This is a genomic window from Paenibacillus sp. JJ1722, from assembly GCF_048282685.1.
GTDB classification, from domain to species: Bacteria; Bacillota; Bacilli; order Paenibacillales; family Paenibacillaceae; genus Paenibacillus; species Paenibacillus polymyxa_B.
The window spans coordinates 759,446-778,829 of the sequence record NZ_CP182500.1 but is presented as its reverse complement, the minus strand read 5'-3'; the positions used below and the strand labels follow the sequence as shown (position 1 = coordinate 778,829).

Below are 19,384 nucleotides of genomic sequence, written 5' to 3'. Positions count from 1 at the left end.
ATACGTTAGTATGACAATTCCACATGCAAAAAAAGGTCCAATCACGGTAGAAATCTTCCCGCATTGGACCTTTTTTCTTCTAAATATGATTGTTTGGATCGAGCAGATTAATCCTGTTTTAATACTCTAGGTTCAATGGGAACCAAGTTAGACTCAATCTGGGTGCGATGAGGCTCATACCATTCAGGCAGCATCAGCTTGTGCCCCAATTCATTCAATTCCTCATCCACGGTAAATCCGGGTGGATCGGTTGCGATCTCGAATAAAATACCGCCCCGCTCGCGGAAGTATACGGCATTAAAGTATTGGCGATCTACAATACCACTGGTCCCAAAACCATGCTGATGAACCCATTCGTTCCACGCCTGATGCTCCGTATCGTCCTGCGCGCGCCAGGCAATATGGTGAACCGTACCGGCGCCGCCATTCCCCCACGGGACATCTTTGACCGGAATGTCGATCAGGTTGCCCAAATCACCTGTCGCCTGATAGCGGATGTAGCCTGCATTTGCGTCTTCTCCGATGGGAGTCATCCCCAGGACGTTCTCCAACACCTCTTGCGTATGCTTGGAATCCGCACTGTACAGTACCGCCCCGCCAAAGCCCTTGATAGCTTTATCCGTAGGCACGCCGCCAGCTGTCCACGTGTTCACCGGGCCATCTTCCCGCTCCACCAGCTCCAGATGCAAGCCCTCGTTGTCTCGGAACTGGATGAATGACTCGCCAAAACGAGAGGCCTTCGTGAAAGACACCTTCAAGCTGTGCAGACGGTTTTCCCAGTATTCCAAAGCACCGGACGGCACGACATACGTCGTAATCCCGACCTGTCCACCTCCAATCTTACCCTTGCGTGTACCCGGAGCTGGAAAAAAGGTAATGATCGTTCCCGGGCTGCCCTCTTCATTACCAAAGTACAAATGGTATACTTCTGGAGCATCAAAGTTGATCGTCTTTTTAATCAATCGCAAACCAAGTACGCCTGCGTAAAAATCAACGTTGCCCTGCGGGTCTCCTGCAAAGGACGTGATATGGTGAATTCCAGCGGTTTTCAATGACATCTTTATCACTCCTTCATTAACATGATGATTTATTTACACAAATGATTTACAAATTTCAAAATCCATTGTAGCTGACAAATTGTCCAACCGGCTTGCGGTATCCCCGTGCCCGCTGACCCGATTCGTCCTCTTTACCCAAGGTAATCATCATCACGGGTACAAATTGCTCTGGAATATTCAGTACTTCCTGCACCTTCGCCGGATCAAAACCGATCATCGGGCAAGTATCCCAGCCTTTGTCCTTGGCAATCAACATCAATTGCATAGCCGACAGACTGGCATTACGGATCGCTTCTTCTCTCTGGAAGACAGGTCCCCGCTCGCGATAAAACTGAGTTACCGATTCCACCGTACTATCATATTCCTGCTTGCTTAGGACACCTAAATTCAGGAATCCTTCGTTGAGGTCAGCTACCTTGGTATAAGCTTCTGTATCCCCCAGCACTACAATGGTCGCCGAAGCCGTTAATATTTTATACTGCTTACTTGCCTCATCATGCAGTCTTTGTTTGGTATCAGCATCCTGCACTACGATATAGCGCGTATGCTGTAAATTAAAAGCCGATGGAGCAAACTTCACCAACTGAAATATTTCTTCTAGTTCTTTTGCATCTATAGTAACATCAGGAATAAATTTAGAAGCTGATCTTCTCTCTTGAATAATATTCACCAGTTCGCTCATGTTAAGTTCCACTCCTTGATATTATTTTCAAATGAATTATCTTTAAATTAAGAATATATCTATTCGTGTTTTCTGTCAAGTAAAACTATAATAATGTTAGTAAGTATTTTTGGATACAACCTAAGGGCTTCACCAGCCCTTTACAAATCCGTTGCCCGTATTCTCATCGTAATCGCTTCGCGTTGCGCTTTGGTTAAGCTCTTGAAGACTAGCTCATACGAATGGTCGATCATGCTGTACAAATCCTCCAGTGGGAAGGTAGCATCAACCTCAATCGTATTCCAATGCTTTTTATTTAAATGATAGCCTGGCTTAATTGCCTTGTTTTGTTCACGCAGATTTACCGCAATGATCGGATCACATTTCAAGGATAGATGGCTAATGCCGTCCTTTTCAGATAATAGAGCAAACATCTTGCCTCCAACTTTCAGTACTAGCGTTTCAGCACCGAATGGATAATCCTTAACAGCCTCTTTTTGGCTCAGACCATACGCTACAATTTGTTCATACACCAGCCTTCACTCCTCTGCTTGATTCATCATCTATGAAACGATTTGTGCCCTATTATATCACGCTCTCCACATACAATAGTCCCATGCTACAATTAGAATTCTATCGGGAGGGTCAATCCTTTCTATATGAATTTATTGACCGTCCGTGACCTCATACACGTCCTGATGATTTAGCAATATTTCACATACTGTATCTGCAAGCTGACAGCCCTTCACTTCCGAATAGGAAGTTGGAGGGGCTTGTTTTGTTCATATAGTAGAGAATGTTATGCAACAGCCCTATATTTTGGTATACTTCCGTGAGAGGCTGTATCGATACATTCGAACGGTACTCTAGTTAGTGTAATTCAATATGTAGATGTGTGAGCCTATGGAGGTGAACTCGTTGGATTTTGCTCTGATCCGCAAGGACCGAGACAAAAGAACGGTCGCAAATTGACTCTTTTTTTGCCTTTCGGACCTTTTCAGCCATGTGCTGAAAGGTTTTTTTTGTGATCTAAAATAAAGGTAGGAAAGGATTTGAATGCAACCATGGCAACCTCGAAAGCACTTAATATTTTGCAATTGAAGAAAATGAAACGAGAAGGTTCACCTATAAGTATGATTACGGCGTATGACTATCCATCTGCTCGTTTGGCTGAGGAAGCCGGGATCGATATCATCCTTGTCGGTGATTCCGTAGGTAATGTGTTATCTAATTATAACTCCACACTGCCCGTCACTATGGATGATATGGTCTATCATACACGGTCTGTCGTGCGCGGTGCGGAACATACTTTTATTGTTGCTGATATGCCATTTATGACGTACCACGGGAGTAGTGAAGAAGCCCTTACTAATGTGCGCAGGCTCATGCAAGAGGGACATGCCCATGCCGTGAAATTAGAAGGGGGCATGGAAATTTGCGACACCGTGAAGCGAATTGTTCAATCCGGCGTCCCACTACTGGGGCATATCGGACTTACACCACAGTCTGTGCATCAAATCGGCGGATACTTCATTCAAGGTAAAAACTCACAGGCCGCTGAGCGCCTTCTAAATGATGCCCGGGCCCTGGAGCAAGCGGGAGCTTTTGCCATCGTGTTAGAGCTGGTGACAGAGGAAGTAGCGAAGAGCATCACCCGAGAGATATCTATTCCGGTCATAGGCATCGGTGCGGGGAGATACTGTGATGGCCAGGTTTTGGTGTATCATGACATGTTACAATACTCAGCTCCTTACCGGGAGAAGAAGTTCGTAAAAACCTATTCGGATATAGGTGCTTTGATTCGTAACAGCATCGGGCAATATGTCGAAGACGTGAAGAATCGTTCTTTTCCAGGCGAGGAGCATGTTTTTAAGGCAGATGAGAACGTAGTAGAAGGATTATACGGGAATGCAAAAGTAAAGGCAGGGACCCTATAATGCGATTTCTGATTGTAGGTGCAGGGGCGATTGGAGGCTATTTCGGGGGACTTCTTGTTCAAAAAGGAGAAGACGTGACCTTCTTCGTACGCCCTTCAAAAAAATCTCAGTTGGCAGAAGTCGGTCTGATTGTTAGAAGTGTTCATGGAGATTTCCAGACGCCAATCCGTGCTATTACAAATGGTGAAGCCGCCGATCCGTTCGACTGTATTATCATTTCGGTCAAAGCGTATCATCTTCCCCAATTGCAGTTCGATCTTGAGCCTTATATCGGTGATCATACCATGATTCTTCCGTTACTTAATGGTTACGAACATTTTGACTTTTTGCGCAAGCAATTCGGTTCTGAAAAAGTGCTGGGCGGACTTTGTTATATTGAAACTACGCTGGATCATGATGGTTCTGTTGTTCAGACAAGTCCGTTCCACCGTATCGTCTTCGGTGAATGGAACGGAGTGCACTCAGAGCGTACACAATTGCTGCTGAATCATCTTGATCATGCAGGCTTCACAGTGGCACGAAGCCACGATATCCAGCGTGAAGTTTGGCAGAAATATATATTCGTTGCCAGCTTGAGTGCAATTACAACACTGATGGATGCCTCGGTTGGAACTATACTTGCCACGGCAGAGTCACGTGCTATTTACGAAAAGCTGCTGCATGAGATTGTCACACTTGCTCACAACGCGGGGATGCCGATTGATTCAGAGATGGAAGCTCATACACTGAAAACGATGGAATCCTTACGACCAGAGATGATGTCATCCATGCAACGCGATATGCTTAAAAAGCTTCCGATTGAAGCCAGCCATCTACATGGTTCACTGCTTGCATTGGCTGCAACCAGTAATACTGTTTACCCCATACTCGAAACGGTATATGCCCGATTAAAGGTATACGAGAGCTTATTGGACACTGTCTAAAATTCAAACTTTAAAATCAATTAAAAGAGGAAGCGGCAGCTTCGAAGGTGAAAATGAAATCTTAGACTGCCGCTGCTTTTCCTTTATTAAACTTCAAAAATCTAAAGAGTTCCTGTGCTTGAGCATGCTTGCTCAAGCCCTTGAAGTAATGCTTCTAGCTCCTGCCTAGTTTCAGCGTTTGTAATTTCACCTTCCTGATTTAGCTTCAAGGTGATATGCGGAATAATGACCTTTCCATTCTCCACAATCTGTGCATTGATCATTTGCAATGTGAGCAGCAGCGAGGCATGCGCAAGATGGCCGCCCATAGGAGACGGTGACGCGCTAATGACCGCTGTAGGTTTATTTACAAATTCACCTGAAGATACGAGCCAATCCAAGGCATTTTTCAAAGCACCCGGCACACCATTCCCATATTCCGGTGTACAGATCAGCACTCCATCCACTTGTTTCAATTGCTCCCGTAGCTCTTTTACGGAAGCTGACCCCTCATCTACATCCAAGTCAGGGTTAAAATGCGGGAGATCCCCCAATCCATCATAGACTGTGAATATCATATTTTCAGAAGCCAGCCCAATAGTAGCCTTCATAAGCGCTGTATTGGAGGACTTTTGACGAAGGCTACCCGATATAGCCAATACCTTAATTTTCTGTTCCATCCGATCATCTCATTTCTTTTAACTTGATCTAATCTTGCATATTCAGTGTACTATAGCTAACAAGAGAATTAAAAAATAAGTGAGAATGCATTGATAATGCCGTTGGACACACCCTGCATGATGATGAGCGTCAGCGATTTTTTCCTATGAACAAAAGGGCAATAAAAAAATGCCTGCGGCTTCGCAGGCATTCGTGATGAATCAATAGTCACTATACAAGGGTGGAATCTGTAGTGCTGAATCAAGTATCCTTCTCTTGCTTGCGTTTTATCCCAATCAGATCAAGGAAGAAAACAAACAACGGAATACCTACAATCAAGCCCCAAATTCCAATCAGATGCTCAGAGAAAATAAGTACGACAAAGGTAAAGAAGATCGGTAAATTCGTTTTGGATGACATCAGCTTCGGATTTAAGAAATAGGCCTCAATCGCATGAATCACCACGATCAGAATAACTAGATAAATCACATATTGAATGCCGCCGACACTGAAAGCGATCAGGCCGAGCGGTGCCAGTGAGATAAACACACCTGCCACTGGAACCAATCCAAGTACGAAAATGATGAGCGCAAGACCAAGCAGATTAGGGAAACCCATAATCCAGAGTGCAATCGTGGTCAATATACAGTTAATAAGTGAAATCAGTAGTTGAGCCTCCAATACCTTCCCGAACGTATCCAGAAACATACGGCCAAAATGACCCACTTCCTTGAAAAACCAACCCAGTTTGCTATCTACAAACGTAGCTGTAAAACGTGTAATATATGATTTTTCCATCAGGAAGAACAAGCTCAAAATAATCGACACCAGAAGCTGTGTTCCCAATTGACTGACCTTCATCACTGCACTCAGGCCAGGCTCAAATAGCCGCTGAACATTCAGCGTGTCCATAAATTCGATAATCGTTTCGTTCCATTGATTACGATCAGGATACATATACGCTTGCTGAATCATGAGATACACCTGCTTGACCTGTACAACGATTAGCGGCACCATTCTGTAAACGCCCCACACCATAATCAGAATTAGCAACCCATACACCAGTAGCAGCACGATCATCGACGGCACATTGACGAACCGCTTGACCAGCTTATTCACTCCGTTATATATACTACCAATCAAGATCGTAAGCAGCAGTGTTAACAACATAATATTCATCATGCTTCTTAACATAAACAACAGCAAAACGATTATCGCAAGGACGGCTACCCGCCTGACGCCCGCATGATTCATCCAGTTTCTTACCATTCGTCTTTATTCCCTCTTTCCCACTTGACTGTCAACTTTGCAATCTTCCTGAGCATCAATTTTCTCTTTTTATCAATTTACTGTTAGCGATCAATAGAGAACCTACCATGACTAGGATAGCAATAGACCACCAGAATGTATTTTTAGCATCATCATGATCTACAATAATGAGCCTGATGACAGCCGTGATCCCAATATAGATAAAATAACGTAATGGAAAATGAAAATTGGTTTTAAAGTACTTAACTATTAATGCTATGAATTCAAAATACAAGAAAAACACAAGCAACTCTTCCGTGAATTCATAGTAATTTTTGTCGGCCTCTGTGTACAAAAAAACATAAGAAAAAATGGACCATGTTTCTTTTAGAAGTAAGAAGCTTAAAATCAGCCCGACCAGAAACAGCGAGATATTCAAGATCATTTGCAGAAAACTAGGTAACTTCTCAATATACTTCATTAATGCATTCAATACAGATCCCCTCACTGGTTGTACAGTATCTTTATTTATATTATCGGTGGTATACGTGAAAAATGCTACATTACTTTTGAGGTCACCTTAATGAAAGTTTATATTCGCCCCTGCAATATAACCAATGGAGATAAAGATAAGCGTCCATATCAGAGAACCTGCGCTTGCCACCAGCATATATTTTCGGACAGGCATCGCACTAATGCCCGACAAATAGCTTGTCGCATGTCTGACTCCTGGGATAAAATAACCAAACAAAATGGTCCATAACCCAAAACGCGCAAACCACCCCTTAACTCTTGCAAATCGCTTCGGTGTCAATCCAACCCACTTGCCGTGCTTATCCACCAAGGGCTGACCCAGCTTTTTGCCTAGCGTGTAGCTGATCATCATCCCTGTCATTGCACCGATGAAGCTGACTAATATAGACACCGAATAATTCAGTACCATGATAGAGGATAAATAGCCGACAAACACCATAATAATTTCATCCGGAACCGGTAGACCGATAATCCCAAGAGCAAGAAGAGCAAAAATAGCGATATATCCGTATTGTGTAATCATGCTGATGACCCATTCCATAGGAGAGCCACCTCCTGACCGATTATTTTTTGAAGGACGGAAAGGGAATACGGCTAACCATCAGGAACGACAGCACTACCATTAATGCAAGCAACAACCCCGGCTTCAAATGCTCACTCCATAAAAACATAAAGGACAAAATCACACCCGCCGCCGTAATCGGCATACCTACAAAGCCTTTGCTAAAAGCCATTAGGTTGAATCTTGCCAATCTTACCGCACCGCATATGACAAACAAAACAGCCACAAGCGGTCCTATCCAATGGGTATCTCCCAGTTTGTATAACAAGATCAAGAAAGCAGGGGCAACCCCAAATGAGACAACATCCGCCAGCGAGTCGAGCTGTTTGCCAAAATCACTGGAGCAATGCAACAGCCTTGCCAGCAAACCGTCTAATACATCCCATAAAGCAGCCACCACCACGAGAATAAAAGCGGTCATGTATTGCTCATGAATCGTAAAATACAGGGATAAGACCCCTGCCCCCAGGTTTGCAATCGTGAATAGTGAGGGCAACCAATTCCATTTCATACTCCTTAACTCCTTTGCCGTAGCTTAGCCTCCGAATATAACAACAAAACGGACGCCGTCCTTGGTATTCTCCACCTTATAGCGGAATTCGTGCAAATCTAAAATTCGTTTGACGATCGACAGCCCCAGTCCTGTCCCACCCGTCTGGCGGCTACGTGACAGCTCGGCCCGGTAAAAACGGTCCCATATCTGCTCCAGTTGATCGTCAGGAATGGTCTCACCTTTATTTTCAATGGAAAAAAAACGGATTTTCTCAGCGCCTTCGATACGAATCGTGATTGAGCTTCCTTCCTCAGCATGCCGTATGGCGTTGACAACAAAGTTGATAATCACCTGTTCCATCCATCCTACATCGGCATGAATCGGCATCTCATTGGCGGGGATAATGACCACTTCCAGCTTTTTCTCCTTCAACAGATGGAATAGCTTGTCCACGACTTCCTCCACCAGCTCACTCAAGATAAAGGTCGTCTTGCGGAGCTTGAGGGTTCCAGATTCCAATTTAGCGAGGTCCAGCATATCTTTGACCAATCGCTCCATTTTGTCCGCTTCCTCTACAATGACTTTCATATAATGATCCTGCTTCCCGGCGCTAACTCCATCTTGTAGTCCTTCTGCGAAGCCTTTAATGATACTCAGCGGGGTTTTTAGCTCATGAGAAGCGTTGGCAAAAAAGTCTTGTTGCACAGCCTCCATCCTCTGTTTCTGTTCCATGTCCTCGACCAATTGTTGATTGACCTCCTGAAGCTCGCGCAAAGCCGTGTCCAGGTTCTGGGACAGGGTATACATGCTGTAGGACAGGCTGCCCAGCTCATCATTCTGCCGGATTGGTGTATGGGCTGTAAAATCGAGCTTAGCCATTCGCTTGGCGGTATTATTCAAAGCAATGAGCGGACGGGTCACCATCCGGGAATAGAACAGGGACAAAATCAGAATGAGTGCAAATCCCCCGATCCCTAGGTACAGATAAAACCAGCGCAGAGCTTCATTCGTCTCACTAATTTCCTGCAACGATGTCACTGTGAACAGGAGGTCGATCTCGCCTGTGTCCTGACGAACAGGATGGACTATGACTGCATTACGTACCCCTGTCCAAGGTTCCGTCCAATCTTCCTCCAACACTTCGAAATTCTTAAGTTTCTCCAGATGCGCCTGTGATAAAGGGAACCATTCCTCCAGCGCACCAAACAGTAATCCTTGTCGCTGACTCCATGTTTTCAGATCTGGCAGTGCAATCTCTGTCACCGTACCGGATAACCTTACACTGTCATCTGTGCCAGCCGCTTGCGATGTCGTTCCTATATTTTTGAAACCAGGCTTCTGAATGCCTAATGGATAAATTAAGTTGGGGGAAGTGATGCCGTCAGTCCCCAATACCTCACCTTCAACCGTTACCGTATCACCGGGCTGAATCCGGGCAGCTCTCAACTCATCTCCGTACTCGCTCATAAACAGAGACAGCGATATCTTAACAACTTTACCATCTGCTGTTCTGAGACTGATATGAAACGCATCATCCAGCTTTACTTTGCCGTCTAGGGTAACAATCGCCAACTGGTTCTTATTCTGAAGCATAAAGCGAGCTGCCTCTCGCGAAACCCTGCCCGATCCCCAAGCCTCCTGGACATAACTTTGACCGAAGCTTTTCAAACGGCTTTCCACACGACCAATCTTCTGTTGCTGATAAAAATTTTCAAAAAACAGAAATTGACTTAAAATCACCATACCGTAAAAACACAGGAAAAACACAACCGTCATAATGAACAACTTAAAGGTAACTCCCCGTTTGTTCATTCTTCCTCCTCAAACCTGTAGCCTGTACCAAAAACCGTGCGGATATGGCGTGATTCACGGCCTAGCTTACTTCTCAGCTTTTTGATATGAGTATCGACAACCCGTGTGTCTCCTTCAAAGTCGATGCCCCACACCCGGTTCAGTATCACATCCCGTGAAATGACTATGCCTTTATTATGTATAAGCAGCCGCAGCAACTCATACTCCTTGGGCGTCAGCTCGACTTCCGCCTGATCCACCTCAAGTCGATGAGCCATCGTATTGAGAATGGCAGTGCCGAATCGCAAAATATGCAACTCCGGCTGCACATGTCCTTCCACTCGCTTCATCAGCGCGTTTGCGCGGGCGATCAACACCTTGGGGCTAAAAGGTTTGGTAACATAATCATCGGCTCCCAGTTCAAAGCCTAATATTTTATCATCATCACCGGATTTGGCTGTCAACAAAATGATCGGCACACCTGAACGGCTGCGTACCTGGCGGCACACCTCCCAACCATCCAGCTCCGGCATCATAATATCGAGTATAATCAGGTCCGGCTGCACCGAATCAAACCATATTAGTGCATCTTTTCCATTACCTGCTTCATAGACTTCCCAATTATTTTGTTTAAAATAATCAGCAATAACTTCACGAATACGTATTTCATCCTCCACGAGAAGAACCCTTTTCTTCAATCGACTTCCCTCTTTCGTCATTCTAGGACACCAGCATATCAAAGACATGTGTACTTTATGTGTTCTTGATACCTCTTATCAGCAGAACTTCTCATCAGCAAATTCGACCTTGGATTAGGGCAAATTTGTCTTGGCTCAGACCATCTCATCTCCTGTGATCCTACCCTATAATAAGAAGAGATACAAAAAGCCTGAACAGGAGGGTAATACATGAGTAATCAAACCATTCAGTGGTTTTCCACTTCTAAAGCTAAAGCTTGGCAATCCCAAGCTCATCATCTTACCGATACCCAAGATAGTGCCAACCTAACCCTTACGGGAGAAACACATCAGCTTGTCGAAGGTTTTGGTGGCTGTTTTAATGAATTGGGTTATGTAGCCCTGAATCATTTGGAAAAGGACGAACGAGATCGGGTGCTTCATTCTCTCTTTCATCCAGAGGGCGAGCACAAATTTGCAATATGCCGACTTCCTATTGGAGCGAGTGACTACGCGCTGGAGTGGTACAGCCACAATGAAACAGACGGCGACGTGGAGATGAAGCACTTTTCCATTGAGCGTGATCACCAATATCTCATTCCTTTTATTCGGGAAGCGTTACAACTCAATCCTAACCTGAAGTTGTTCGCTTCACCCTGGAGCCCGCCGACATGGATGAAATCACCGAAAGCCTACAATTACGGCACTCTGCGCTGGGAAAAGGATATTTTGAAAGCGTATGCATTGTACTTTGTCAAATTTGTTCAGGCTTACCGCGAGGCAGGTATTACGATCCATCAGATTCATGTTCAAAATGAAGTCATTGCCGATCAGAAGTTCCCTTCCTGTGTATGGACCGGGGAGCAGCTGCGTGAATTTATTCGGGACTATTTGGGCCCTGCTTTTGAGGAACACGGACTAGATACGGAAATTTGGCTGGGGACCATTAACGCTCCCGATCCGTGGGAGGAATTAATGAAGAAGACTTCTACCGGATTCGATGAGTATGCCCATACCGTATTGAGTGACCCCGAGGCCTACAAATATATTAAAGGCGTAGGCTACCAGTGGGCAGGCAAAAATGCCATTCAGCGCACCGTTGCCAGTTATCCTGAGCTTCGTTACATGCAAACAGAAAATGAATGCGGCAACGGAGAAAACTCATGGGACTACGCCAAATATGTATATAATCTGTACCAGCACTACTTCAGCAATGGTGTGAATGCTTATATTTACTGGAATATGGTTTTGGAACCGAAAGGCAAGAGCACATGGGGCTGGGAGCAAAATTCGATGATTACCGTTGATCCCGCGGATCGAAAACCTGTCCTGAATCCAGAGTATTATGTCATGAAGCATTTTTCTCATTTTGTATTACCAGGTGCCCGACGCATCGGACTTCGTGGCTCATGGACTGGAAATGCAGTTGCTTTTCAAAATACAGACGGGCAAAGGGTGGTGGTCATCGCCAATCCGTTCAAGGAATCGCGTGTGCTGAATCTGTCTCTCGGTGAAACAACACACCGCTTGGAGCTGGAGCCGGAGTCCTTTAATACTATCGTGATTCCTTCTTAACGCCACAGATTTCTGGACTCTTCCAGCTTGCACACATCATTAGGTACCCCTGTCCGGTCTATAAGTGTCCAAGCATATGTATAGTTTCCAAAATGGATGTATATCCTTTTGCGTATAGTAGCTATAAATAGTATACTTGGAATAACTACGGACAGGAGGTCGATGAATATCACTACTGTAAAAGACCGGATTGATTTGAAGCTGATTAATTGTGATAAGGAATTGACTCTCGCGGTCATCGGTGGAAAATGGAAGCTGATTATTTTGTGGCATCTCGGTATGGAAGGCACCAAGCGGTTTGGTGAATTGAAGAAGCTGATCCCCCATATTACGCAAAAAATGCTGACCAACCAATTGCGCGAGCTGGAGGAAGATAAACTCATTCTTCGTAAAGTCTATCCCGTCGTCCCTCCACATGTGGAATATTCACTGACGGAGCATGGCGAAAGCCTGATTCCGGTACTGAGAGCAATGTACGATTGGGGATCAAACTATCGCGAGAACGTGATTTGGAAAGAAGAAGAAGCGATTCAGGACGTCACACCCGTGTGACCAGCAAAACAAGCATTTTGTAAAATGCTGAACTATATTTTTGTAGAGACGACCCTGGGGAGATCTGGGGTTGTTTTTTTTGTGATATAAAGACGTTCCCCAAGATAATAAAAGAAATGGATGCAAGTATCCGTTTCCATTGGCATTAAAGCTCGTTTTCCGCTACATATCCTCATTTTACGCTTGTATTCGTGATTTACATTACATCCGCTGTGACGTATGATTCTTCCATCCCTATTTACAGTGAATCCGAGAAGGAGGCCGTTCTAGCATGAGCATGACGCTTGCCCAGCCCACAACATCCCAAGCGACCCAATTAAGTATTGGTTCCATGGAAATGATTCAATACGACTATCGTCAATTTTCTGACTCAAAACCTTATCAACACCATTGCTGTGGCTTGCTTACTATGTCGTGTAACGGCGCTCAAGGTTTGGCGGAATATGAGCTGCCTGAAATTAAAGGCGCCTTTGACCTCGTCCGCTGGGCTTCCGTGTTTACCTCGCTCAAGGGTCTGTCCTTAACCGAGGCTGAGCAATATATTCAGCACCACGCTGATCACTGGGGGCCTGATAAAACAGAGCTAGCTCTATCTGCCTTATCCGATCTGACTACCCATGCGAACCTGCACATTCTCTCCCCATCAGCGACCATACTCCCCCCTCGGATTAGTCGTTCATATCTTATCGAGCATGGTCTGGTCTACTATTCATTCTAAATATCGTCCACAACTCCATTAGCAATCCACTTTCCAGTTCACGTAAAAAAGCCTGAGACTGTTTATCACAGGCCAGGCTTTTACACTTTCAGCACAGAGTTGATTACACTTGCAGTTTACCTGCACGAATATCGTCTGTCATTCCTGCATAAGGTGCTTGGGAAATTAATTGTTCGTTGTTCACACCCGCATTTTCGATGAATGTAATATCTGCAAATTCAGGAACCACATACTTCGGATATGTTTCATACTTTTCACGCGATTCCTCCATCAGCGGAATAAAATCGTTTTGATAGCGCACAGTGATTTCCGGATGCTCATGAACCCATTTAGGAAAGAAAATAATGCCGTGCATACGTTTTTCCTCAGGCATAAAGTTCAGAGACACGTCAGTGCCTGTCGGTTCGGTCCACGATACTTTATACACATTTTCCACCAGCTTCACCAGATTGACCTTCTGATCACGTACCCAGCGGCCGCCTACCATACCACTATGAATGCGATAATCGATCGTATCTTCATTTTTAATATATATTTCGTACTCCCAACCATTCTCATAAGTGTAGATCATGTGGCTGCCGATAAACTTGTCCATCTTGCATCCTTCTTTCCTAAATTATAAGTTTTCATGAATTGAATAGGAGACCAAAAATAAAAATATTCAATTCAAAACATGTAATGTTAAACATGTTGTTAAGTACATATAAATTGTAGCACTATGGTATACTAGTGTCAAATAATGTTTGACAAGGAGAACTACGTTGAAGCGCACATTAAAATACGCCATTTTGGGCCTGGTTCATAAAGAGGAAATGAGCGGCTACGATATTACGAGTCAATTCAAGAAGGAAATCGGACAATTTTGGAGCGCCAAACACAGTCAGATTTATCCTGAGTTAAAAAGGCTGACCGAAGAGGAGCTTATTGAATATCGCACCTCCATTACAGGAGCCAAGCTGGAAAAGAAGCTGTACTGCATCACCCCCAAAGGAACCCAAGAGCTGACCGAATGGCTGTTGAGCGCCAAAGAGTTACCGGAAACGGAAAAGGATGAGTTTATGCTCATGCTGTATTTCTCAGCAGCCATCCCCAAGGAAGAGAACAAGCGATTGTTCGAGGACCAGATAATCAAACGTAAAGAGAAGCTGGAGTATCTGTACGAAAGTAAAAAATCCCTCCAACAGCTGGACGAGAACCTTCAAGCCCCCGGTTCTAATCAATTTGGGCATTATCTGGTGCTGAGCCGTGCCATTAATCGGGAAGAAAGCTATATTACGTGGCTGGAAGAAACACTGTCCCTGTTTGAATAGCCTAAAAAACCTTCAACGCCACGTAGATTCGTGGTATTGAAGGTTTTTCTAAATAGGTGCAAACTAGTCTGCCGTCGTAATCGAAGAGCCGTAATCTTCAATATGGATATCTGTGCTAAAACGTACAGGAATGGTACTAAAAATGTTATCCCAATCCTCTTTAACCTTACGCCAAACTTTAGGATGCTGAATCCTCAACGCTTCTCCGAAACCTCCAACATCAACCTGCAGCTTTTGCATTTTGGCTACAGTTTGTTCAGCTAATGAATTAACTCTCTCTTGAAAGATACTCTCTTCTTGTCCGAGCACATCATTGCTACGCAAATTTTCTTTCTTGTTAAAAACCTCGGAAACGCGTCCCTCTGAGGTCATTTTTACTTGGAAGGAAATGTCGCCCCCCTGAACGATGGCCTTGATCCTGCTTTTCACCGCTTTGATCTCATAGGCTATATTTTTACCGGTTTGGGGATCACTACTTTTCAGCACGCCTCCAACCAATTGACCTTTGATCCACATGAGGCCCTCGACCTCTGACTCATTCAGAAAACCACCGTAGGTTTGTGTCTTTCCCTTGATGATTCCCGCACCTGCGAGCTTGATTTCATTCTCCGCCGTAATGACATTGGGCAATATAAAGCTTCTTTTACCCTTCATGGGCCCGACCACTTTAACCAAAGCCACGGGTTTTATCAACCGGGCATTCCGTTTACGATTTTCGAAAATATCCTTTAAGATATAGGCAGGAATTTGACCAGGAATTTTCTCCTGAAGCGCATTGCCCGCCTTGTCTGTACTAATCAGCAGCTGGACGCTGGGCCGAATGTCATTATCCCCCAAGAAAAAGTCCAGCAGCTCATACAATGGAATTTTGCGAAGCAGACTGGAGCTGATAATAATCGTTTTCAAATGTTGTCCGATGGGCGGTCGGTTGGTTCGCAATGAAATTTCTCTTAACATTTCAAAAACGGAATCCCCCGTTTCCGTAATATTAAAAAACTTTTTAGCTTGTGGGGAGGAGCTGTTGGAGCCGCCGCTTTCCTCTGGGATGATAAATTGAAAGGTTCCGGTGATTAACTCTTTTTTCGGATAGTCTCCTCCTTTCCGTTTAATTTGTTCTTCTTGTGAAGATTGTGACACTACATCCATAGCAATGCCCGTCTCCAGATTTAGATCCTCCACCGGAGAGCTGCTCCAGCAGCCTGAAAGTGTACAGCATGTCAGGAGAGCCACCATTCCGAGTAATCCTGACTGGACTCTCTTCATGACCGCACCCCTCTCCAATGAGAAATAAGCAGCAGAGGGAGTGGAAGCAGAGCGAATAGAACGAAAGCTGCATTCCCGATCATCGTTCCAAAAGAAAATAACTCATTCAGATTTTTGGGAATTTGGGACAGGACGTAGATGAACGGGAGCAAAATAAACAGCGCCTTGGAATAAGAGCTATTCAAAATTTGAGAAACTCCGAGCGAAGCGCAATAAAAAGCAATACTGAATGTAGCAAAAATTTGCATGATCCAAATGGACAACAATAGGGATTCGAACCGTTCCAATAACAGATACTCCACTTCAAAGGAGCGGGCCAAGTCTAAAAAAGGCCAGGTTCTGGTCATAACTCCTTCCACCGAAAAGGCGCCAATGCATAAGATCAGCGTAGCTGTATAAAAAATGGTCGAGATCCCGATTGCCAGTCCGACCGCCTTAGTTGCTTTCTCCGGTTTTTCCATCCGACAAAGAATAAACAGTAGGCACTCTGTCCCCGTTAGGGTCAGGGTTGTAGTCTTGAGCGCTTTAATCACTGGCATCACACCCTCGGACAAAACAGGACGCAAATTATTCAATTCGAAAATATTCAAACTCAGCAAACATATCAATAAAAAGATAGCTGCCGTAATCGGGAATATAACTTGACATATTTTACCCAATGTACCTATCCCCCCCAAGCAGAGATACAGAGAGATCCACATAAAGGGGGCTGAAATAGCCCACACTGGAGTTCCTTCAAGCAAAAAGAACGACGTTACTTCCTCCACAGCTCGGATTTCGTATGCAGCTATACAAATAAAATAGATGACGAACAAGATGCCCAACACTTTGCCGATGGCTTTGCCAGTTATCCGCTGAACATACTGGTAAAAGGTGCTTTCTGGAAACCGTGAACTTAGTTTGACTATAATCCATCCGAACAGGAAAGTGGCAGCCCCTGCTAAAATGACGGACATCCACACATCCGGTGTTTTTGCAGTTTCAACGGCTACTCTGGGAAGAGTAAGCAACCCGGCAGCCAGCATAAAGCAAAGCACGATTTCCGTCGTCTGTAACGTTGTAATTTTATCCGTTTTTTTCCCACGGGCCATCTTGCTCCCTCCTGTGTTGTTGAACTCATCCTTGTCGCTTAGGGTCTTTATGCTTCAATAGAATGGGTCTATTTTTCATAAATTGTAACGGTGCTCGCAAAAAGTAATCTTTCCAGTCCTTCAATGAACGGGGGGCCGTTAAGCTAAGATATGGCACGCCGAAGCTGTGTAATTTAGCCATATGAATGCTCAGCATCAGGAAAAACATGATCACTCCATACAAACCGAAGATAGCAGCCGTGAACATGGCCCCAAAACGAAGAACACGCATAGAGATCCCGGCGCTGTATACAGGTGAGGCAAAGGAAGAAATCGCCGTGACCGCTACCACAATAACGAGAATCGGACTCACAATCCCGGCGTCAACAGCGGCCTGTCCAATAATCAAACCGCCGACGATGCCCATCGCTGGACCGATGGGTTTGGGGAGCCGAAGTCCTGCCTCGCGTAAAATTTCGATGGAAATTTCCATAATCAGGGCCTCAATCAGCGTCGAAAACGGAACTCCCTGTCTCGCACTGATAATGGAAATGACCAACTTGGTTGGAATCAGTCCGGGATGAAACGAGATAAAGGAAATATAGAGCGCCGGGGCGAACAGAGATATCGTAGTTGCCATAAAACGAAGAAATCGAATAAGCGACCCCGGTATCCATCGTTCATAGTAATCTTCGGGAGACTGGAGCATCATCCCGTACGTCACAGGCATAAGGAGCGCAAAAGGTGTACCGTCCAGCAGAATCGCCACACGTCCCTCCAGCAATGCAGCCATGACCCGATCCGGTCTCTCCGTATTTTGAATTTGCAGAAAGGGGCTAAGAAAATTATCCTCAATAAGTTGCTCCACATAGCCCGACTCCAGCACCTCATCCATATCAATGGTTTTGACCCGCCGCTTCACCTCATCCACAAGCTCCGCGTCGGCAATGTCTCTGAAATACACCACCATCAGCTGCTTTTCCACTCTTTTGCCGACTTTAAAGGACGACATGGCTAGTTCCGTACTTTCTCCATGCCTGCGCAGCATCGCTGTATTATCGCTGAGTATCTCTGTAAAACCGACTCGCGGTCCCCGCAGCACCGATTCCGATATGGGGTCTTCCACCCCTCGTGTATTCCCTTTGGGTGTACCCAGCACGAAAGCACCCGGTATGCCCTGAATCAAGAGTATGACTGAACCGAACAGCACCTTTTGCAAGGAGAACTGCACCTCTAACGTATGCTCTGTCTCCGATACCAGCATAACCTGACGAATAAACATATCCCGAAGCTCTTCTCCTCTCGGGAGATCTTCCCCCTCTTGCCCGGAGCTGCCCCAATCCATCAGCGGCTTTAAAATATTCTGATCCATGCCAACCTTGTCCGTTAATCCATCCACAAAAAAAAGTGTGCCTACAGCGTTCAATTTTTCCAGAAAAATAGATCGTTCGTTCACGTCTGACATATCCGTAACTGCTTGTCTGATTTTTGCTACATTGGCTTCATAATCTTCGGTAAAGGTCCCTTTTACCTTCTCAGCCTCACTTACAGACGGATTACGATCTGCATGCTGCGAACGGTCTTCTTCTTCTAAAAGCTTTAATCGTTCCATACGTCTGCTCTCTCGACCATCCATCGCTCTAATTTGTCGTACCGTCAGAAAAATAATCAAAGGGATGAGGAACAAAAAGAAAGCTTCCATCCATACGTTCCATTTAGGCATATGAGTTCCGATGACCTGCCACACACTCTTTCCTCCTTCACTTCCATAGGATTTGTATATAGATTTACCTGGATTAGAAAAAAGATGCATGGGCAATGGAATAAATTTCTTTACTCACAAAAGGAATAAAAAGGTGAATTTGATAGATGAACTGTAGTGCCAAAAGTGGAATTACATGATAATATCTATTCATTCTATGACTAATGTCACAAATTTGTTGAATTCGTGGGCCATTATTCGAAACTAAAAAGGAGTTGTAGGTATGAAGAATCATTTTTGGAAGAAAGCCGCTGTGTTGAGTTTGTTAGCGGTCATTTTGTTAGGGGGAACGGCGATCAGTCCCAAACAGGCACATGCAGGTTATGAGCCTTATATTGGGGAAATTACGGTGTACCCGTACATGTTCGCTCCTAAAGGTTGGCTAAAATGCGAGGGTCAGCTCTTATCTATTTCGCAAAATACAGCACTGTTCAGTCTGCTGGGCACTAATTTTGGCGGCGATGGAATGAGCACATTTGCATTACCCGACTTGCGCGGGGCTTCCCCGTTGCCGAATGTAAACTACTATATCGCAACCGAAGGGGTTTACCCATCCCGCCCTTAATGAATGTGTTCATCGGTGGGCTAATTAATGAAGAAGAGGTGATGGC

At 44.8% G+C, this 19,384-nt stretch carries 21 protein-coding genes; 7 read left to right on the top strand and 14 right to left on the bottom strand.

Translation table 11 applies throughout. The features are described from left to right. Positions 1–107: 107 nt before the first annotated feature. From ACM1ND_RS03585 to ACM1ND_RS03575, 3 genes are all read right to left on the bottom strand, one after another. Complete coding sequence (locus ACM1ND_RS03585; protein WP_418027074.1) at positions 108–1,058, bottom strand: ring-cleaving dioxygenase; 951 nt, start codon at positions 1,056–1,058, stop codon at positions 108–110. A gap of 55 nt (positions 1,059–1,113) precedes the next feature. Continuing rightward, positions 1,114–1,740 carry a nitroreductase family protein gene (locus ACM1ND_RS03580; protein ID WP_023986919.1) on the bottom strand — a complete coding sequence of 209 codons (627 nt, stop codon included), beginning with the start codon at positions 1,738–1,740 and terminating at the stop codon, positions 1,114–1,116. 140 nt (positions 1,741–1,880) lie between these two features. Further along, positions 1,881–2,252: an MmcQ/YjbR family DNA-binding protein gene (locus tag ACM1ND_RS03575; RefSeq protein WP_023986918.1), complete on the bottom strand. Its 372-nt coding sequence runs from the start codon at positions 2,250–2,252 to the stop codon at positions 1,881–1,883. A gap of 531 nt (positions 2,253–2,783) precedes the next feature. Between ACM1ND_RS03575 and panB the strand changes: the two genes are divergently transcribed. Together panB and ACM1ND_RS03565 are read left to right on the top strand one after the other, a co-directional pair. Beyond that, positions 2,784–3,656, top strand: coding sequence for a 3-methyl-2-oxobutanoate hydroxymethyltransferase (panB, locus tag ACM1ND_RS03570; protein WP_068941424.1), 873 nt, complete (start codon positions 2,784–2,786; stop codon positions 3,654–3,656). Continuing rightward, positions 3,656–4,579 carry a ketopantoate reductase family protein gene (locus ACM1ND_RS03565; RefSeq protein WP_053324600.1) on the top strand — a complete coding sequence of 308 codons (924 nt, stop codon included), beginning with the start codon at positions 3,656–3,658 and terminating at the stop codon, positions 4,577–4,579. Before panB ends, ACM1ND_RS03565 begins: the two co-directional genes overlap by 1 nt. 101 nt (positions 4,580–4,680) lie before the next feature. Here the strand turns inward: ACM1ND_RS03565 and ACM1ND_RS03560 are convergent, their stop codons facing one another. The 7 genes from ACM1ND_RS03560 to ACM1ND_RS03530 form a co-directional block, all read right to left on the bottom strand. Beyond that, positions 4,681–5,238, bottom strand: a complete 558-nt coding sequence (locus ACM1ND_RS03560; RefSeq protein WP_028541058.1) for an NADPH-dependent FMN reductase — start codon at positions 5,236–5,238, stop codon at positions 4,681–4,683. A gap of 241 nt (positions 5,239–5,479) precedes the next feature. Further along, complete coding sequence (locus ACM1ND_RS03555; protein ID WP_023986914.1) at positions 5,480–6,487, bottom strand: AI-2E family transporter; 1,008 nt, start codon at positions 6,485–6,487, stop codon at positions 5,480–5,482. 55 nt (positions 6,488–6,542) lie between these two features. Next, positions 6,543–6,959, bottom strand: coding sequence for a phosphate-starvation-inducible protein PsiE (psiE, locus tag ACM1ND_RS03550; RefSeq protein WP_025723919.1), 417 nt, complete (start codon positions 6,957–6,959; stop codon positions 6,543–6,545). A gap of 87 nt (positions 6,960–7,046) precedes the next feature. Next, positions 7,047–7,541 (bottom strand): DedA family protein, encoded by a 495-nt coding sequence (locus ACM1ND_RS03545; RefSeq protein ID WP_013308662.1) that lies wholly within the window; start codon positions 7,539–7,541, stop codon positions 7,047–7,049. A gap of 22 nt (positions 7,542–7,563) precedes the next feature. After that, complete coding sequence (gene pssA / locus ACM1ND_RS03540; RefSeq protein ID WP_023986912.1) at positions 7,564–8,073, bottom strand: CDP-diacylglycerol--serine O-phosphatidyltransferase; 510 nt, start codon at positions 8,071–8,073, stop codon at positions 7,564–7,566. 24 nt (positions 8,074–8,097) lie between these two features. Beyond that, positions 8,098–9,867: a sensor histidine kinase gene (locus tag ACM1ND_RS03535; RefSeq protein ID WP_069079776.1), complete on the bottom strand. Its 1,770-nt coding sequence runs from the start codon at positions 9,865–9,867 to the stop codon at positions 8,098–8,100. After that, on the bottom strand, positions 9,864–10,544 hold the full coding sequence (locus ACM1ND_RS03530) for a response regulator transcription factor (RefSeq protein WP_028541060.1): 681 nt from the start codon (positions 10,542–10,544) through the stop codon (positions 9,864–9,866). The genes ACM1ND_RS03535 and ACM1ND_RS03530 overlap by 4 nt, the downstream gene beginning before the upstream one ends. Before the next feature lie 210 nt (positions 10,545–10,754). Between ACM1ND_RS03530 and ACM1ND_RS03525 the strand changes: the two genes are divergently transcribed. The 3 genes from ACM1ND_RS03525 (at position 10,755) to ACM1ND_RS03515 (ending at position 13,368) form a co-directional block, all read left to right on the top strand. After that, the gene (locus ACM1ND_RS03525) at positions 10,755–12,098 is read left to right on the top strand and encodes a glycoside hydrolase family 30 protein (protein ID WP_279835506.1); all 1,344 of its coding nucleotides are present in this window, start codon (positions 10,755–10,757) and stop codon (positions 12,096–12,098) included. A 162-nt stretch (positions 12,099–12,260) separates the two neighbouring features. Then, positions 12,261–12,650 (top strand): winged helix-turn-helix transcriptional regulator, encoded by a 390-nt coding sequence (locus tag ACM1ND_RS03520; protein ID WP_023986908.1) that lies wholly within the window; start codon positions 12,261–12,263, stop codon positions 12,648–12,650. A 271-nt stretch (positions 12,651–12,921) separates the two neighbouring features. Continuing rightward, on the top strand, positions 12,922–13,368 hold the full coding sequence (locus ACM1ND_RS03515) for a hypothetical protein (RefSeq protein ID WP_023986907.1): 447 nt from the start codon (positions 12,922–12,924) through the stop codon (positions 13,366–13,368). Between the two features lie 103 nt (positions 13,369–13,471). Here the strand turns inward: ACM1ND_RS03515 and ACM1ND_RS03510 are convergent, their stop codons facing one another. Beyond that, positions 13,472–13,963 carry a phenolic acid decarboxylase gene (locus ACM1ND_RS03510; RefSeq protein ID WP_013308656.1) on the bottom strand — a complete coding sequence of 164 codons (492 nt, stop codon included), beginning with the start codon at positions 13,961–13,963 and terminating at the stop codon, positions 13,472–13,474. Between the two features lie 166 nt (positions 13,964–14,129). Between ACM1ND_RS03510 and ACM1ND_RS03505 the strand changes: the two genes are divergently transcribed. Continuing rightward, on the top strand, positions 14,130–14,678 hold the full coding sequence (locus ACM1ND_RS03505; protein WP_418027073.1) for a PadR family transcriptional regulator: 549 nt from the start codon (positions 14,130–14,132) through the stop codon (positions 14,676–14,678). A 63-nt stretch (positions 14,679–14,741) separates the two neighbouring features. On the opposite strand, the gene ACM1ND_RS03500 is transcribed toward ACM1ND_RS03505, so the two are convergent. The 3 genes from ACM1ND_RS03500 to ACM1ND_RS03490 are packed head-to-tail and all read right to left on the bottom strand — an operon-like array spanning position 14,742 to position 18,758. Further along, the gene (locus ACM1ND_RS03500) at positions 14,742–15,941 is read right to left on the bottom strand and encodes a Ger(x)C family spore germination protein (protein ID WP_418027072.1); all 1,200 of its coding nucleotides are present in this window, start codon (positions 15,939–15,941) and stop codon (positions 14,742–14,744) included. Next, entirely contained in the window at positions 15,938–17,032 is a 1,095-nt protein-coding gene (locus ACM1ND_RS03495; RefSeq protein WP_028541065.1) for a GerAB/ArcD/ProY family transporter, read from the bottom strand. Before ACM1ND_RS03495 ends, ACM1ND_RS03500 begins: the two co-directional genes overlap by 4 nt. A gap of 25 nt (positions 17,033–17,057) precedes the next feature. Continuing rightward, entirely contained in the window at positions 17,058–18,758 is a 1,701-nt protein-coding gene (locus ACM1ND_RS03490; RefSeq protein WP_316243276.1) for a spore germination protein, read from the bottom strand. A gap of 238 nt (positions 18,759–18,996) precedes the next feature. On the opposite strand from ACM1ND_RS03490, the gene ACM1ND_RS03485 reads away from it, so the two are divergent. After that, complete coding sequence (locus ACM1ND_RS03485; RefSeq protein WP_023986902.1) at positions 18,997–19,338, top strand: phage tail protein; 342 nt, start codon at positions 18,997–18,999, stop codon at positions 19,336–19,338. Positions 19,339–19,384 lie beyond the last annotated feature (46 nt).

Excerpts from the sequence above, each read along its gene's own strand:
- ACM1ND_RS03495 (WP_028541065.1), bottom strand. The coding sequence starts at position 17,032 with ATGGCCCGTGGGAAAAAAACGGATAAAATTACAACGTTACAGACGACG.
- ACM1ND_RS03560 (WP_028541058.1), bottom strand. The coding sequence starts at position 5,238 with ATGGAACAGAAAATTAAGGTATTGGCTATATCGGGTAGCCTTCGTCAA.
- ACM1ND_RS03555 (WP_023986914.1), bottom strand. The coding sequence starts at position 6,487 with ATGGTAAGAAACTGGATGAATCATGCGGGCGTCAGGCGGGTAGCCGTC.
- ACM1ND_RS03520 (WP_023986908.1), top strand. The coding sequence starts at position 12,261 with ATGAATATCACTACTGTAAAAGACCGGATTGATTTGAAGCTGATTAAT.
- ACM1ND_RS03545 (WP_013308662.1), bottom strand. The coding sequence starts at position 7,541 with ATGGAATGGGTCATCAGCATGATTACACAATACGGATATATCGCTATT.
- ACM1ND_RS03580 (WP_023986919.1), bottom strand. The coding sequence starts at position 1,740 with ATGAGCGAACTGGTGAATATTATTCAAGAGAGAAGATCAGCTTCTAAA.
- ACM1ND_RS03510 (WP_013308656.1), bottom strand. The coding sequence starts at position 13,963 with ATGGACAAGTTTATCGGCAGCCACATGATCTACACTTATGAGAATGGT.
- ACM1ND_RS03485 (WP_023986902.1), top strand. The coding sequence starts at position 18,997 with ATGAAGAATCATTTTTGGAAGAAAGCCGCTGTGTTGAGTTTGTTAGCG.
- panB (WP_068941424.1), top strand. The coding sequence starts at position 2,784 with ATGGCAACCTCGAAAGCACTTAATATTTTGCAATTGAAGAAAATGAAA.
- ACM1ND_RS03515 (WP_023986907.1), top strand. The coding sequence starts at position 12,922 with ATGAGCATGACGCTTGCCCAGCCCACAACATCCCAAGCGACCCAATTA.
- ACM1ND_RS03525 (WP_279835506.1), top strand. The coding sequence starts at position 10,755 with ATGAGTAATCAAACCATTCAGTGGTTTTCCACTTCTAAAGCTAAAGCT.
- ACM1ND_RS03585 (WP_418027074.1), bottom strand. The coding sequence starts at position 1,058 with ATGTCATTGAAAACCGCTGGAATTCACCATATCACGTCCTTTGCAGGA.
- ACM1ND_RS03500 (WP_418027072.1), bottom strand. The coding sequence starts at position 15,941 with ATGAAGAGAGTCCAGTCAGGATTACTCGGAATGGTGGCTCTCCTGACA.
- ACM1ND_RS03535 (WP_069079776.1), bottom strand. The coding sequence starts at position 9,867 with ATGAACAAACGGGGAGTTACCTTTAAGTTGTTCATTATGACGGTTGTG.
- ACM1ND_RS03565 (WP_053324600.1), top strand. The coding sequence starts at position 3,656 with ATGCGATTTCTGATTGTAGGTGCAGGGGCGATTGGAGGCTATTTCGGG.
- pssA (WP_023986912.1), bottom strand. The coding sequence starts at position 8,073 with ATGAAATGGAATTGGTTGCCCTCACTATTCACGATTGCAAACCTGGGG.